The organism is Sphingobacterium sp. JUb56 (genome assembly GCF_014191365.1).
Taxonomy (GTDB): domain Bacteria; phylum Bacteroidota; class Bacteroidia; order Sphingobacteriales; family Sphingobacteriaceae; genus Sphingobacterium; species Sphingobacterium anhuiense.
The window spans coordinates 2,632,340-2,648,383 of sequence record NZ_JACHWL010000001.1 but is presented as its reverse complement, the minus strand read 5'-3'; the positions used below and the strand labels follow the sequence as shown (position 1 = coordinate 2,648,383).

Sequence of the window (16,044 nt, the reverse complement as noted above, 5' to 3'; positions counted from 1 at the left end):
AATGTAGAGCGCTATTAAGATTTTAATATTAAACCAATTGACCTAAATATGAGTTCAGATTATTCAAAATATAAAACTGCTGATGCTGCACCAATTGCAGTTAACATGCTCGAATCATTCAGAGCTGTGGGGTATAGTATGGAAGCTGCTGTTGCGGATATATTGGATAATTCAATATCGGCAGGAGCAAAAAATATATGGATAGATTTTGATTGGAAAGGAGCAAATACTACATTTTCATTGAAAGATGATGGTTATGGTATGACGAATGATGAATTGATCAACGCAATGCGTCCAGGATCTAGAGATCCGAATGAAGATCGGGATGTAAATGACCTCGGCCGTTTTGGTCTGGGATTGAAAACAGCCTCATTCTCACAGTGCAGAAAGTATTCTGTCATTTCTAAAAAGAAATCAGAAGAACCCTTTTTCTGGACATGGGATCTCGACTATGTGTATCATTATGCAAAAGAGTGGAAACTTATTGCTTCATTACCAGATGGGAACTGGAACGAACAAATTCAAAATTTATCTTCCGGAACCATTGTTGTCTGGCAGGATATGGATCATTTGTTGAAAGGAATAGCAACTAATAACCAAAAAGCTTACGATAAATTTCTCCAGACAATGGAGCGAGTCAAAAAGCATATTGCAACTGTTTTTCACCGATATATAGAAAGTAATAAAATAAAAATATTTTTCAGTGATAGGGAAGTTGAAGCATGGAACCCTTTCCTGATAAAACATACAGCAACACAAAATTTTCCTGAGGAACCACTACATAATGGGAAAATAAAAGTCAGGGGCTTTGTGTTACCTCATAAATCTAAACTTACACAGGAAGAATTTAGAAATGCAGAAGGTGTAAGAGGGTGGAATGCACAGCAGGGATTTTACGTATACAGGAATGAACGGATGCTGGTTAATGGTGAATGGCTGGGACTGTTCAGGAAAGAAGAGCACTTCAAACTTGCAAGAATTATGATTGACTTGCCAAATAGTCTGGATGGAGAATGGCAGATTGATATTAAAAAATCAGTTGCAAGAGCCCCTTTCGGACTCAAAGACAATCTGAAAGCTTATGCATCTCTGGTAAGAGCTCAGGCTGTTGAGGTTTACAGGCACAGAGGTAAAGTCGTTCAACGGAATTCTGCAACACAGCATTTTCAGCCAGTCTGGATAGAAAAACAAAAGGGTGGAAAGCGTTATTACGAAATAAACCAGGAACATCCTTTCATTTCATCAATGGATCTGAAAGCTATAAAACCGCTTATCAGATTGTTGGAAGAAACATTACCGGTTCCATTGATTGTTATTAATGAGTCCGAAAATCCAGATTCATTTTTGAGACCATTTGAAAAAGCAGCGGCTTCCAGTGAGCTGAAAGAATTGCTGAAAACAGTATATAACTCATTATTGAATACTAACACACCGGAACAGACGAAAAGCAGATTATTGCTGATTGAGCCATTTAATGAGTATCCGGAATTAATTGAATGTCTATGACCAATTTCGAACAGGCCAGACAAATTTGTATTACAATGCTTTCTGTAGCTACAGAAAGCATCAATGCAGATTTTATAAGGCAAAAAATAACACAAGTAAATCAACTGTTTAATCTTTCTGAAACAGAACAACATACTTTACAAGAACAACTTGAAGCACTTTATGCTGTTTTTTCCGACAAATACCGTATTCTGGATGATAAAAAACCAGAACCGTGGGTAAAAAGCGTAAAGGCTGAAATTAAGTGGAACTTCTGGAACAGGTATCGTATGTTATTGGAACAGAAAAATTATGCGCCTGATACCATCAATCAATTGGATAATTTGACTGATGATGTACTAGATCGCTTAATCCGTCCCGGTCATAATATACACCCATTTGATAAACGGGGATTGATTGTAGGTCACGTACAGTCAGGAAAAACGGGCAACTATATAGGGCTTATGTGCAAGGCTGCCGATGCAGGCTATAAACTCATTATTGTACTTGCAGGTATTCACAATTCACTGCGTTCGCAAACACAGTTGAGGGTAGATGAAGGATTTCTGGGTTTTGACACACAAATGGCGAGAAATTTTACTCAGACTACCAACAGAATTGGTGTTGGCAAAATCAATCCAAACCTTGCCGCACACTCACTCACTACCAATACAATAAACGGAGATTTTAATCGAAGTGCATCGGAATCCTCTGGTATTAATATTCGTGGTAATGATCCTATTATCCTAGTCATTAAGAAAAATGCATCTGTAATGAAAAACCTGCTGAGCTGGTTGGCAATCAGAGGTGAGATGATGGAAGATGGAAAAAAGCAAATTAAAAACCTGCCTTTGCTGGTAATTGATGACGAGGCAGACAACGCATCTATCAATATTAGTAAAAACCATGTATCAGGTATTAATGCCTGTATCCGCTCCATGCTCAAGCTATTTGAGCAAAGTGCTTATATTGGTTATACTGCAACACCGTATGCCAATATTTTTATTAAGCAATATACTGATGATGATGTAAAAGGTCTTGAATATAATATCAATAACATTCCTCTATCACTGGGTAACGATATTTTTCCGAAGAATTTCATTGTAAATATTCCTGCACCTTCCAATTACATAGGCCCCGAAAAATTGTTTGGAATAGAGTCCCTGGAAAATATAAAAAAAGACGTACACCCACTAAGGCTGTTTAGAAAAATAGACGATCATGAATCCTTTATTCCCGAAAAGCATAAAAAAGATCTGAAACCCAGTGATATTCCTTACAGTTTGCACAAGGCAATTAGATGTTTCTTTTTATCCTGTGCTGGTAGGCTGGCACGTGGCCAAGAAAATGTACATAACTCCATGCTGATTCATGTTACGAGATTCATTGATGTGCAGGATGAAATAGCTACTCTGGTAGAAAATGAGGTAAAGAATTATATCAGGCGTATAGAGTTCAATGATCGTAATTTTATTAGAAATCTTGAACAATTGTGGAAAGATGAGTTTGTGAAAACTACAAGAGATATAATAGATAACCGCTCTGTAAATGATCCGGACATTCAACCTATCGCTTGGGAACAGGTAGAGAAAAACCTCTATCCAGCAGTGGCAAAGATTGAAGTGAGAGCCATACATGGTGATACAAAAATCGATCGGTTGAAACACAAAAACATCCGCCCGTTGGATTATTACGATAATCCGAAAGGCTTGTCAGTGATTGCAGTAGGTGGAAATAAGCTGTCACGCGGACTCACCCTCGAAGGATTAACCATTAGTTACTTTCTCAGGGCATCAAAAATGTATGATACCCTAATGCAGATGGGACGTTGGTTTGGTTACAGGTCAGGCTATTTAGATTTATGTAGGTTGTTTACAAGCAATGAGGTGATAGAATGGTATGAACACATTACAGTAGCAACAGAAGAAATGCGTGCCGAATTTGACCGCATGGGTGACCTAGATAAGACACCAGCCGAATATGGTCTGAAAGTGCGTACACACTCCGGGGCATTGGTCATTACAGCTTCGAATAAGTTTCGTTATAAAAAAATTATGGAACTCAGTCTTTCTGGAGAACTCGAAGAGACGTATTCATTCCGGAAAAATGATCCAATTCATCTGGAAAACTACACGCACACCCTAGCTCTTATTAACAGTCTCGGTCTACCCGATCGAGCTCCTAATAACCAATCACGTTTCAGAAATCATTTTGTATGGAGAGGTAAAGGTAACGCAGGCAAGGTTATGAACTATTTGGAGAGATATCAAACCAAACAACCATCATTTAATGTTAGGTTAATGTCTGATTATATCCAAGCACAGCAAAAAAATGGAATACTTACCGACTGGACTATAGTGCTGATTAATAATACAGATGACAAAAAAGGAATAAAAATCAATGAAGAAGTCACAGTAGGATTGACGAAACGAACTGATGCAGAAACACAATTTAATTATTATACCATTAATAAATCACACATTATCGATCCACGCCATGAGTACATTGATCTTACGGATGAACAGATCGAAAATGCACTTGGCGATTCCAAAAAAGATGTAGAAAAAAATGGCAAAGACCCTTCGCGTGTAGATAAGCCCAGCCCCATTCGTATTAAAAAGAGCAGACCAGAAAAGCAAGCATTACTATTAATTTATTTGTTGAACCCTAAGCCAGAAGAAAACAAAGCCGCATTTTCAGAAATGCCATTAGTAGGTTTGGCCGCAAGTTTTCCTTGGATAGAAAATGATGAGAAGATTGAATATGCCGTAAACCAACGCTTCCTTGATGAGCTGGATTACGTTGATGAACTGGATGAAGAAGAATTGGATGAACCTCTTGTGACCATAGTTGAAGAAAACCAGCAAGAAGAAAAGGAAGCATTGTGGGGAGAGATAAAAAAGATGGATGGAAGCTGGAAACCTGATTTTCTTCAGGGAGTTACATCAAGCAGACTATCGATAGTTGCTAAAAAAGAAGAAGGCATCCCTTTAGTACATGAAAATGATATTCATCGGTATTATATTAATCCTGACATCGAAACAGGTGTAATAAATGAAAACGTAGCTCAAATAGATAAAGGATTCGTTGTAACTACAGCAATAACTTGTCAGGCACAAAAGTTTGCTTTATCTGAACAAAGACTTGTTATCAGCAGTAGCTGTCTGGCGTTCAGAAGTCCAGAAATGGCATCCGAATACTTACTTGCACTTTTTAACTCTGCATTGTTTGCTTTTTATAATAGTGAAGCAAAAGATAGGAAAACAAAAAGTGTGATTGAGAACTTTCCGGTTGTAACAACAGGACACAAAAATATTGGGATGATATCATTAGTTAAAAGTATTCTAATGCTTGAAAAGGATAAGGTTTCCAGAGATAGCCGCATTTTGAGCTCATACTTTATAAACGTATTGGATGTAGCTATCTTTGAGATTTATTTCCCGGGAATATTTAAAGATAATCGTCTAAGCGTCCTGTCCGAATTAAACAATCTCGAACAATTTGATAACCATATGGAGCAGATAAGAAACTATTATCAGATATTGAATGCTCCACTAAGTACTGTGAAAAAAGCAGTATATACCATTAATACTATTCCTAGGTTCAAACTTATTTACAAAACGCTGACTAATGAAAATTAAACGTATACATATCAGCAATTACAGAGCATTCTTGGTAAATGAGGATCAGGAGTCGTCTCGCTACATGATAGATCTCCCTCACGGAGATAACTTACTGATATATGGAGAAAATGGAAGTGGAAAATCGTCACTATTCAGGGCTCTAAAAGACTTTTTTAATGCTGCATCAAACACAGGAAAGCCATTTTATAAAAACCTGTTTTATAAACCAGGGAATACTTCGGATGAACCCTTTATAGATATAGAAATTGATGATAATAGCCATCATAGGTTTTCCTCTGATGGTAATCAATACCTATTGGTTAATAATGAGTCAGGAGTTGATACAAACTATATTAGCCAGACAAACATTACTAATGGATTTATCAGTTACAGGGATTTACTCAAACTACATTTCAGACCGGATAATCAGGAACCCGATTTGGTTTCTTTATTTCTTGGACAAGACGGATTATTCTCTGACATGGTTGTTCCTGCACCGGCACAACGAGAAAATAAAATAGCTTATAAAAATCTCTGGGTTAAATGTGGAGGATTGGATCAGGAAGCTCTGACTGATTACAATACTAATGTTACTGCTCTTTTCGAGGCGCTTGAAATGAAAGCAAATATGCTTCTTACTTTTTTTCAAAAGGAATGTAGCTTAAAAATACAATATATAGATGGAGAAATAATAGATGGAGCACTTAATAATCCAGCAATTTTATTTAATGTGAAACTTTTTGGTAAGGATTTGCCGGAGCATGATGATATGTTAAACGAAGCCCGTCTTACAGCTATAGCAATCTCTGTATTTCTGGCTCATCAACTCTGTGTTCCCCCCACAGAAATAAGAATTCTTTTTTTAGACGATATCTTTATCGGACTGGATATGAATAATAGAATTCCTTTGCTGAAAATACTCACTTCGGATGATCTTGGAGATGGTAGTTCATTTAAAGGTTCTCAAATTTTTCTCACTACTTATGACAGAGAATGGTTTAATGTCGCTAAATCATATCTTGAAGGCTGGCAAAAAACAGAATTCTATGTAGATAATCACAGTAGTTCGGTTGACAGACCATTAATCAGAAAATCAGGCAGCTATGAAGAAAGAGCGTGGTTTTACTTAACACAGGGAGATTATCCGGCGTGTGCAAATTATTTACGAAAGGCATTTGAACAAAAGTTACGTGAAATTCTTCCTGAGAATATGCTACATTCTGGTTTTTCAAGATCAGATAATGATACCAGCCATATTGTTGTGTCAAAAAAGCATTTATCAATTAATCAAAATGATGAGGTATGGTTTTTCATGCCAAAAGAATCAAATGCTAAGAATATTTCTCAGTCAGGCTTTACGGGGTTACAAAAACTGATAGATAAATTTGAAACTCTGATTAAAAGCTACGGGATGGATTTTAAGTATATTGATGATTTAAACAGAATTAAGAACAGATTGTTGAACCCTCTGTCGCACCACGATTTAAGGTCTCCAATATTTAAAATAGAACTTGAAACAGGTTTTACTATTCTTAAAGAATTAAACAAGGTGAAAACACAAATTATTGTTGAAGTTCTGGATGAAAACCCTGTCTATCTCTTTTTTGATAAGGAAGATGCTAATACAGGTTACGATTACAGATATAAATTCCAGCTTTTAGAGAACCTAATATTGGTGGAATACAGTGGAGAAGAAAGAATGTTGAATGCAGAATGTAAACCAATAGCCCGTTTTTTAAAGTCTGACAATTCAGAAGAGCCCAGAGAAGGAAAAAATCAAAAATCTCTATCTGATTTATGTAAGGGTATTTGTATTTTTTCAATGTTGCATAAAGAAGATAAAAGAAATGTTGTTTTTAATCCTTATGATTTAATTAATGAGGTTTACAATGAGGCTGGGCAGATATTAAAAAATCTTTTGTAAATGGCACAACAGGAACTCAATCGGTTTTATACCGATTTATTACAGGATATTCGATCAGAGCAGCTTTCAAATGAAAGAGGAGGCTCATTAGAGCAGTTGTTTACTAATCAGGCTATTGTTCTTTTGTCAGAAGGAGGTGACACAGCAGATGTCAGGATTTCTTTTCATGAAAGCATCGTACCAAGAAACCGTCATAAAATCAATGCTTATGCCATTTCTGATAATTATGAGACACTCGACCTTTTTATTACAATATTTAAATGTACAGAAGTACCTATACGTATTCAGAAATCGGATATTGATAATGCCGCAAAATTATTACTCTCATTTTTGAAAAAAGCCGATAACAGAGAATATGCCGATAGCCTAGAAGAATCATCAGAGATATTTGATTTTGCAAATACATTAAATGCCTCGATACAACTGAGAGAAAACCTTGTAAGAATAAATATATTTATTTTAACCGACGGTATTTATAATGGGGAAATTCCTGCACAAAAAGAATTAAATGAGATTCCTGTTTTTTTTAGAGTGATTGATTTGAATTATCTTTTCAATATTTCTGAAAAAGAATATGTTCCTATAGAAATCGATTTTGAACAGGACGGTTTTGAAGTACCCTGTATTAAGGCGGATATAGATAATCCTGAATATCAGTCTTACCTGGCTTTAATCCCAGGACAAGCACTTGTCTCAATTTATGAACAATATGGAGCCAGATTACTAGAACAAAACGTGAGGTCTTTTTTACAATTTACAGGAAAAATAAATAAAGGAATACGAAATACAATACTGAAAGAGCCACAGATGTTCTTAGCTTTTAACAATGGAATTGCTGCTACTGCCGACGATTTGAAACTCAAAAAGACAGAACAGGGATATCTGATAGAATCTGTAAAAGATCTTCAGATTGTAAATGGAGGGCAGACAACGGCATCTATATATCACACTTGGAAGAAGGATAAGGCCGATATAAAAGATATTGTGGTTCAGGTCAAACTGAGTATCATAAAAGATAAAAATAATTTTGCTGAGATCGTAAGCCGTATTGCTGAATACGCCAACACTCAGAATAAAGTTTCGATTTCTGACCTTAGTTCTAATACACCATTTCACATTGAACTTGAAAAATTATCCAGAAATATATGGGCTCCTCCTATTACTGGTCAATCCCATCAGACCAGATGGTTTTACGAAAGAGCCAGAGGTCAATACAGAAATGCAAGGTCAAGAGAGGGAACTACAAAAGCTAAGCTGAAGGCATTTGATCTTAAAAACCCCAAAAAACAGTTTTTTACGAAAGAAGAACTGGCAAAATCAATAAATACATGGAGTGAAATCTATGTGGAAGACAAGCTTGTTATCGGACCTCATATAGTTGTAAGGGGAAGTCAGAAAAATTACGCACAGTTTATTGTACATAATATTCCTGAAAATCCGGATAATAAATATTTTGAAGAGGCAATGGCAAAGTCAATTCTATTTAGGACAGCAGAAAAGTTGTACGGAATAAAACCTAATTCTATTGGAGATATGAGATATATTACGGTACCTTACAGTCTTGCCATATTAGCATATAGGAAAGAATTAGAAATAGATCTTTATCAAATATGGAAGAAGCAAGGTCTATCTGACGAGTTGCAAACTACAATTTATGATCTGATGGTTCAGGTAGAGCAATTTATTAAAGATAAGGCACCGGGGTCTTTATATGGGGAATGGGCAAAGAAAGAAGAATGTTGGACAGCGGTTAAGAATAATTTTCAATAAATAATGTGCCGAACCGAATTTTGATTCGGCACTATGCTTGGTAATAATTTTCTGTAAGAGGCTGTAAAAAGTTAAGAGTGCTATTTACTAAGTGAAATATCTTTGTACTATATATTGATTTTTTAGGAGTAAACCTTCTGTAATAAAGCTCACATTGAAAAAATCTTAGCGTTCAATCAAATCTGGAATCAATAGTAATTGACTTTTTTATCATCCCTAAAAATTTCTCATTCTTTCAATTTTCTAATTAATCCACTCTTTAATCATTGCTTCGTAGAAAAAATAAGATGCATATGCTATAAGTGTTACGTTTATCACATATAGGTATTTGATTTTTCCAAATTGGTCATTTCTCAATATTAGTAGATTCAATAAGGAGGCAACAGCTCCAATTACACCAGCTAATACCGCACCTAAAGCACCACCATCAATAAAGGCCAGTAAAAAGGGTAGGAGGGCGAATGCCATTTGATACCAGGGCAATCTTTCGACGATACTATATTTTATATCATTAATTTCTAAAACAGGTATGATGTCAGGAAATGCAGATTTTGGATATGCTTTCACAATTTTTCTATTACTATCAGGTATTAAAAAAGGTTTACCTATTTCAACTGATTGCTCCACGAGCACTTCGTCTTTGTATAATATCTGCTTACCTGTCCAAAATGAAACTTCTATCTCAAAGTTGGAATCAGGAAAAGAAGGCAATATAAATTGATGTTTCATCTATCGTTACTATTGATATTTGTTGGGATCGCTCACTTTAGCTCCTCAGCTATTGCGATTTTTTCATTTAAGATGTTATCTATCCATTGTGTATTAGATATACTGCTTAATTTTTTTGTGTAGTCATATGATCTTGTCTTTAAATTAAAGGTGGAAAGTCTTTTCGGCTGCCTGTAAGATTCAAAATAGAAGTCAAATGAACCGCCCACGATACCTTTGCCCGGTATATATATAAAACGATCTATACCGCGGGGATAATTCCATCCGTCCACAATATTCCATGACGCATATGTCCAAAATTTATAAGCTTTCTCTTTGCCAATTGTAAATATATCTGACAGATACATCCTCATATATTGTTCGTTAGTTCCATACGGTACCATTGTGCTTACTTTGTGATTATAAAAGTAGTCTGTCATGATATAAGGTTTTCCAGGAAAATCTTTCTTATAAATTTTCTCCATATCACGGATTGAAAGTATACTTTGTCCGATATTGATTACATTAATAGGTGTATTAAAAGTGCTACTGTGGTTTGCAAGACCGAAATATTGTGTAAAACAAAAATTAGCTAAATAATAACCATCTTTTTCCTTCTTGATTATAAGTATATCAATGCGCGGTTCAAGGTTTAAGGAAAGAGCAAAAGGTCTTTTAAAATATTTATTATAATCGGCAGGTTTTATGAAATCGTCTGATGCAATATTTTCAATATTGATTTTTGTCCATAAACCTTTGTCGTTTATATTTGGAGGTAAAACAGAAATTAGTACCAAACCTTCTTGTCTAGGCAATATGATATTGAAAAGTTCTACTGTACTCGCAACACGATATAATGAGTCCATCCTTAAAGTGTACCTTTCTACATCAAAAGAGTGTTTCAAACTATCTAATAAGAGGTATTTATTCTGTCCATATGATGAATGTCCTATTGCACAAATAAGCCATACAACTATTATAATTCTCTTTATGATAATTTGACTATAATTCATCCCTTTTCTTGCTTCCATTTTTTAAATTTTTCTATCGCGTAAAAGCAAAATAAATCATATTAAACCAGCATAAGATGCTATGCAAACAGCCCGAAGGATACATTTGTTTCTGTCCCATAAGGCTGCAATAGATCTTAGATATAATCTTTCAGTATTAAAAATTAATCCTATTTTGTTTGACATCTATTTTACTTTTTCGGTAATGTTAGCTTAAGTGGCAACGTATAGTTAACGGCTTTTTTTACACCGTCAATTTCAGCTACTTTCCAGTTTTTAGCTTCAGAAAGTTTTTTCACGACGTGATCATCTAAACCATAACCCATACTATCTTTAACTCTAATATTTGTTAAATTACCTTCAAGGTCAACTGTAAAAATATATTCGCCTTTGAGTTCTTTTTTACCAACTTCTTTTCGAGTCGGAAGTTTCATCGTTTTAGTGAAATCTAATGCCGAGCCCATAGGGTTATTTGATTGTGCCATCCCATTTATAGAAAATGCTAGAAGCGATATTACTATCATTAATTGCTTTATCATGATTTTTTTGTTGTTGTATTTGAATTGTACTTTTAAATCGTCATTTTGGAAATGGAAGGAATATAAATTGGCTATTCATATTTACTTATTATCCATTTTTCGTAATCTGTTATTCTTATCAGTTATAGCGAAGAAAATAACGTAAAACCAGCTAAAAATCCCATGAAGGATAGCATAGCCCAATGATCTGTTTCTATCCCACGAAGTCACTACAGCTATCATAGAACCTAATCCAACCCCTGATTGGGTAATTGTTTTAACAGTTGTGTTTGTGGTCTCCTGTCCAAAAACAATAGTGGTCAGTGACATTAAAAATGTAAGTAGCGCTAGCTTTTTCATATTTCTAATTATTATTGGCGGTTTTCTCTTAAATAATTTTTTAATATTTCTATGCTCATAAGACCACACTTTGTATATTATTTTCTCAACTCTTCTTGTCTTAATAGTTTTCTAGAAATATCAAAAAATACTACTTTCGAAGGAAGGTATTCTGTCGGGTCAACCTCAAATTGGTCACATAGTCCCGATAGTTTTTGTGAATGCACTTTTTCCACATCAAAGTAAGTATATATCATATTGTATTCATCAGATACATAGATCACTTTATACGCCGATTCGCAGCTCATACCATTGCCACTAGAGGCGATTACTCTTCTAATTGCTCTAAATCTATCTTGATATTTTTTCCATTCAGTTTCAGGACGACCAGTTTCTTGTAAGGCATCGATCAAACAATCATTAGCTTTTAAACTAACTGGATTTACTAACAGTATCTTTTTTGCTTCGAGTATTAGACCTTCATAATTTTCCTCTTTTTGGAGTTTATTTAATGCTCTTTCATCTGGCTGATTTTTTAAATAGTCATCTTGAAATGAAAAGCCATAGTATATTAGTGCATACTCGTCAATTGTTAACGTGCTATCAAAGTCGTTGAATCTTTGCAATAATATTGGATAGTATGTGCTCGAGTTTTTGTCTTCGACTTTTGCCTTAATTTCTGAATAATCAATCTTTAATCCTTCTTGTGCTTTAAGAAGTATACTCATTGACAATATAAATGCAAGTGTTAATAATTTTTTCATTGACTAATTGATTGATTTTTCTGTTTTACAAAAAGTATTACCGTTGCAATAATCTGAAGTATGGAAATAAGAAGTGTCAATATATCATTGATAGGATACTTTTTTAAAATTATTGCTTGTAATTGTATTACAGTTTTGAGCGCTATGTACTAACCTTTTTTAAGGATTAAAATTCACGGGCAACTCCATAGTGACATCTACGTTTTTTCCTTCTTGCACACCTGGTGTCCATCGGGGCATGGATTTTATAAAGTCAAGAGCTGCACCGTCAAGGATTGCATTTACGCTTTCGACCACTTCAGCATCTTTCACTCTACCAGTTTTGTCTACCACAAATGTTACTATCACTTTTCCTCTGCTGCCCTTGGCTTTATCAGGATAGATGAGGTACTCACTTACATATTCCGAGAAGGTTGATTTGCCTCGGTTGAAAACCGGTGCTTTTTCTAGCGCCCTAGACTCGTATACACGTTTTCCATTTTCATAAGAAACCGTATTTACCTTTTCCTGCTGACGGGTTATCTTACCATCGCTATCCCACTCAGTTATTTTGGTAGGCTCATTTTCTTCAAATACCATCCAACGATTTTTTTTACCTTTTTCATCCCACCAAGTAAATTCTCCATCTCTCGTTTCGGGTTCTAGCGTGCTGTACCAGCCATCCATCTGCATGATTCCATTTGGATAGTAATCCTGCACGCGTATTGGTTTCTTCTTTACCTCACGATATATGACACGGTAGAAATGCTTGTTTTCACGATCCGTCTTTTCCCATTTGGCATTATAATAAATCGTATCTCTGCTTTGTGCGTTTGCTTTATTAAGGATAAAAAAGCTTGCTGCAATTATTATCGATATGGATATACCCAGTGTATTCGAATTTATTCTATTCCTCATTTATATAGCCCTTGAACTTTTCCTTTAGTCTATTATAGATCTTGCTTCCTTTTTTTAGCTTTTAGATTAAATAATCTTATTATTCTATTTGTAAGACTAGCTCTTAAGAATTCTGTCTACATTTTTATCTATCCACTTTTCAATATGTGGTTTCAATAAAGAAAAATTGTACTTCTTCAATTTAAACTGGTCTATTGGGTCACCCCACACATTTTTTTCAATATAATTATATACATATTCTAGATCTTGATTACAGTCGTACAGCTCAATTGTATCTTTTTCATCCTTACCTATTATTAAAAGAAAAGGGGATTTTTCCCATCGATTATTTAAGCTTAGCGATTTATCACTAATCGATATGATTGTATAAAAAGAAAGATCAGGACCAAAAAATCTGGTACTGTTTTTTATATGCGTTTCGATTCTAAGCACAATGTTTTTATCCAGAAGAGTGGTTTTTAAACTATTGGCTAGTTCTTGAACATCAGTGAAAATTAACCTCTCGAAATCTGCTTTAAATTTTTTGAATTTAATCCAATAGATTTCATACTTAAGATTTTCCTTTTCCTTCTTTTCTCTGCTTGTTAATTCTCTTTCAATGCTTTCTTTATCAAATGCTAAGAGACTTTTTTCCATTGATTTAATAAGGTCATCCATATCAGTCTAATATTTTATTTTTATCCCAAATTCTTTTTTATTTTATTTCTGAAAGTACCCTTATATTTTTAATTAGTTCATATATCGCCTTACGCTTAGTATTGACATTTTAATCTTTATCTTTTACATTAGTTTTATCTTGAGTTAGATTAATATCGCCATATATACTTTTAAACGTTTGAAGAATATCGAGTTCCATTCCATCGCAGAATTTAATAACTTCATCTGCGGTAGCTCGTTTTTTCGGGTCTGCAATTAATTTGGATATTTTATTTTTTGGCATTCCAATGGCAGTTTCAATAACGTTCTTAGATTGAGTATATTTTGCAAATAGCTGTGCAGAGGGTGATAAATCATTTAAGGAATTAATTATAATTCCTTTGTTTCTGTTTAGAATAATTTCGCTTACTGAATCATCAAATTGTTCCTCAGTTTTCCCCGCATAAAAATTAGCAACATAAAGTATTGGATAAAGTTCATCTGCATATAGTATCGCTGTATTTTCATTACTGAGCGCATTTAATCTATCTTCGCTTACTCCAATCATGCTAGAGATCTTTGCTCGGTTTGATTTATGCTTCTCTAAATATTCCCCAAGAGGTGTTTTCATGTTTGTGAAAAATTTATAAGATAATTGGTTGAAAAACTTCCTTATCTCGTATAATTTGTTTATGTTTGTGTATGTTTTAGTAAAAAGCGACATTATTTAGAGGGCTAATACTCTCTATAAACGACGTCACTCATAGTAGAAAACCGCTAAATTTCCATATGAGCTGAACGTGGGGTCGCCAATCTATTGGATTAAAAACTATCTTTGTGATAATTTCCAATAGGGCGCTCTCCATGTTAGACTCTGTGGAACCATGATTTAATTTATGGTGGCTCTTAGCGGTGCCTCTACCAGAGCTTTGGAGACGCTTTATTGGTTAATAGATTTCAATAAATTATCCTCTTCTCTTGCTAGGGTCACATCGTTCGCATAACCTTTTTAAATTATGATGAAACGAAAATTAAACATTCACGGAACCACCACCAACTTGATCCAGGATCAAGCTTGTCGGTTCATTTATTTTAAACTTATAAAGAACGTAAGACGAGCACCACAATAGCTCGTTAATAAAAAACATAAGCATAAATAGGATAGGGGAAGCTTTTTCCAAATCTAAAAGGCGCGTTTTAGTACAAGCATGGTGTAGCGACCATACTTAGCATTAAAAATGACGTTCTAATTAGGTTAAAACTAGCTTATTCCCATTCCTGAATGGTTTTATGTTACCGACTTTTATTTTATTAGTGCACAATTAGATGCTCCAACAAAAAGAGGATCGGAGGCCTACTTTTCAACTTAACACTTTAAAAGTACAATCTTTCCTTTTGTAAAGCAAATATTGTTCGTTAATATTTTATCGTAATACATTAATATTATAAAAGTCGGTTTTGTTCTTTAATCCAAATTATGCAATGGCGGAGACTACAAATAACCAATTGACGAAGACTATATAATTGCATTTTCATTCTTTATTTTTTTAACCTGGTTTCCTTAATGCCCAAGTTATGTCCAATCGGGTAGGGTTTAAGGGAGCCAATTTAAACCTTAAAAAAATGCAAAAAACTTGCAAAGGGGACAGCTATGCGCTATCCCGAGAGGAAGAAATGTTTTCGTATTTGAGTGAAAAGTGCGTCCCCGTTATCAAAAAACGAACTATGATAACACTTTTACCCACAAGAACATTGAAAAATGCTAGACGAATGAGATCTAAAGGTCACCAGCCTTATGTGCCTAAGGCTATCTTAGAAAAAAGAGCGAAGGAATCTTATTATTCTTTATTGATTCCTTCGGAAAAAGATATTAGTCCATTTATTACTATTGTACGCGATGCACGCAATGATGTAATACGGATTACTATGGTCAATATGGCGATCTATGAGTGCTATCTGTTTGCTCTTGGGTTGCCCGCTAACTTTCCGACTGAGCAGATCATCGTTCATGGTCACGATCGGGCCCGATATATCCCCTGTCGAACTTGCCAGTACTGTGAAAAACTGCTATTCGACTATGAACTCACTGTTCCTAGCGGTACAGGTATAGAAGCCTATCAACAGCAGGTCTTGAATGATCTGAATATGCACTTTCAGTTAGATGTTAAAGTCGAGAATCTTTCCGTAGTGAAAGACAGCAGAAGAGTATTTACTACGGCTGGTGAGTCGGTCGAGCTGATCTGGGAAGAACTGCCGATGCTGATTATAAAAGCTAAAGCTGCAGTTGAAAAGAATCAAGAACTCATATTAGAAAAGAATTAAATAAAGTTTCACTACCTGTGGACGCCGATTCTTCCGAGGGATACATTG

Annotated in this window: 13 protein-coding genes; 5 read left to right on the top strand and 8 right to left on the bottom strand. The window is 34.8% G+C overall.

What is annotated here, in order from left to right:
- The first annotated feature begins 48 nt into the window (after window positions 1-48).
- The 4 genes from FHR29_RS11120 to FHR29_RS11105 are packed head-to-tail and all read left to right on the top strand — an operon-like array spanning window position 49 to window position 8,802.
- Window positions 49-1,506: an ATP-binding protein gene (locus tag FHR29_RS11120; RefSeq protein ID WP_183914651.1), complete on the top strand. Its 1,458-nt coding sequence runs from the start codon at window positions 49-51 to the stop codon at window positions 1,504-1,506.
- A complete protein-coding gene (locus tag FHR29_RS11115) occupies window positions 1,503-5,126 on the top strand; it encodes a Z1 domain-containing protein (RefSeq protein ID WP_183914649.1) in 3,624 nt (1,207 codons plus the stop codon). Before FHR29_RS11120 ends, FHR29_RS11115 begins: the two co-directional genes overlap by 4 nt.
- A complete protein-coding gene (locus FHR29_RS11110; protein WP_183914647.1) occupies window positions 5,116-7,032 on the top strand; it encodes an AAA family ATPase in 1,917 nt (638 codons plus the stop codon). The genes FHR29_RS11115 and FHR29_RS11110 overlap by 11 nt, the downstream gene beginning before the upstream one ends.
- On the top strand, window positions 7,033-8,802 hold the full coding sequence (locus FHR29_RS11105; RefSeq protein WP_183914645.1) for an AIPR family protein: 1,770 nt from the start codon (window positions 7,033-7,035) through the stop codon (window positions 8,800-8,802).
- A gap of 243 nt (window positions 8,803-9,045) precedes the next feature.
- Here FHR29_RS11105 and FHR29_RS11100 read toward each other — a convergent pair whose 3' ends face one another.
- The 8 genes from FHR29_RS11100 to FHR29_RS11065 form a co-directional block, all read right to left on the bottom strand.
- Complete coding sequence (locus tag FHR29_RS11100; RefSeq protein ID WP_183914643.1) at window positions 9,046-9,531, bottom strand: hypothetical protein; 486 nt, start codon at window positions 9,529-9,531, stop codon at window positions 9,046-9,048.
- Between the two features lie 32 nt (window positions 9,532-9,563).
- Entirely contained in the window at window positions 9,564-10,541 is a 978-nt protein-coding gene (locus FHR29_RS11095; RefSeq protein WP_183914641.1) for a hypothetical protein, read from the bottom strand.
- Between the two features lie 170 nt (window positions 10,542-10,711).
- Window positions 10,712-11,059 (bottom strand): hypothetical protein, encoded by a 348-nt coding sequence (locus FHR29_RS11090; protein ID WP_183914639.1) that lies wholly within the window; start codon window positions 11,057-11,059, stop codon window positions 10,712-10,714.
- Window positions 11,060-11,140: 81 nt separating this feature from the next.
- On the bottom strand, window positions 11,141-11,398 hold the full coding sequence (locus tag FHR29_RS11085) for a hypothetical protein (RefSeq protein WP_221197843.1): 258 nt from the start codon (window positions 11,396-11,398) through the stop codon (window positions 11,141-11,143).
- A 77-nt stretch (window positions 11,399-11,475) separates the two neighbouring features.
- A complete protein-coding gene (locus FHR29_RS11080; RefSeq protein ID WP_183914637.1) occupies window positions 11,476-12,141 on the bottom strand; it encodes a DUF4919 domain-containing protein in 666 nt (221 codons plus the stop codon).
- Between the two features lie 159 nt (window positions 12,142-12,300).
- The gene (locus tag FHR29_RS11075; RefSeq protein WP_183914635.1) at window positions 12,301-13,038 is read right to left on the bottom strand and encodes an energy transducer TonB; all 738 of its coding nucleotides are present in this window, start codon (window positions 13,036-13,038) and stop codon (window positions 12,301-12,303) included.
- 96 nt (window positions 13,039-13,134) lie between these two features.
- On the bottom strand, window positions 13,135-13,674 hold the full coding sequence (locus FHR29_RS11070; protein WP_183914633.1) for a hypothetical protein: 540 nt from the start codon (window positions 13,672-13,674) through the stop codon (window positions 13,135-13,137).
- A gap of 130 nt (window positions 13,675-13,804) precedes the next feature.
- A complete protein-coding gene (locus tag FHR29_RS11065) occupies window positions 13,805-14,305 on the bottom strand; it encodes a hypothetical protein (protein WP_183914631.1) in 501 nt (166 codons plus the stop codon).
- Window positions 14,306-15,297: 992 nt separating this feature from the next.
- On the opposite strand from FHR29_RS11065, the gene FHR29_RS11060 reads away from it, so the two are divergent.
- The gene (locus tag FHR29_RS11060) at window positions 15,298-15,996 is read left to right on the top strand and encodes a hypothetical protein (protein ID WP_183914629.1); all 699 of its coding nucleotides are present in this window, start codon (window positions 15,298-15,300) and stop codon (window positions 15,994-15,996) included.
- The last annotated feature ends 48 nt before the right edge of the window (window positions 15,997-16,044 follow it).

Coding starts and splice junctions, on each gene's coding strand:
- FHR29_RS11100 (WP_183914643.1), bottom strand. CDS start 9,531: ATGAAACATCAATTTATATTGCCTTCTTTTCCTGATTCCAACTTTGAG.
- FHR29_RS11095 (WP_183914641.1), bottom strand. CDS start 10,541: ATGGAAGCAAGAAAAGGGATGAATTATAGTCAAATTATCATAAAGAGA.
- FHR29_RS11110 (WP_183914647.1), top strand. CDS start 5,116: ATGAAAATTAAACGTATACATATCAGCAATTACAGAGCATTCTTGGTA.
- FHR29_RS11075 (WP_183914635.1), bottom strand. CDS start 13,038: ATGAGGAATAGAATAAATTCGAATACACTGGGTATATCCATATCGATA.
- FHR29_RS11120 (WP_183914651.1), top strand. CDS start 49: ATGAGTTCAGATTATTCAAAATATAAAACTGCTGATGCTGCACCAATT.
- FHR29_RS11115 (WP_183914649.1), top strand. CDS start 1,503: ATGACCAATTTCGAACAGGCCAGACAAATTTGTATTACAATGCTTTCT.
- FHR29_RS11080 (WP_183914637.1), bottom strand. CDS start 12,141: ATGAAAAAATTATTAACACTTGCATTTATATTGTCAATGAGTATACTT.
- FHR29_RS11060 (WP_183914629.1), top strand. CDS start 15,298: ATGCAAAAAACTTGCAAAGGGGACAGCTATGCGCTATCCCGAGAGGAA.
- FHR29_RS11105 (WP_183914645.1), top strand. CDS start 7,033: ATGGCACAACAGGAACTCAATCGGTTTTATACCGATTTATTACAGGAT.
- FHR29_RS11090 (WP_183914639.1), bottom strand. CDS start 11,059: ATGATAAAGCAATTAATGATAGTAATATCGCTTCTAGCATTTTCTATA.
- FHR29_RS11065 (WP_183914631.1), bottom strand. CDS start 14,305: ATGAAAACACCTCTTGGGGAATATTTAGAGAAGCATAAATCAAACCGA.
- FHR29_RS11070 (WP_183914633.1), bottom strand. CDS start 13,674: ATGGAAAAAAGTCTCTTAGCATTTGATAAAGAAAGCATTGAAAGAGAA.
- FHR29_RS11085 (WP_221197843.1), bottom strand. CDS start 11,398: ATGAAAAAGCTAGCGCTACTTACATTTTTAATGTCACTGACCACTATT.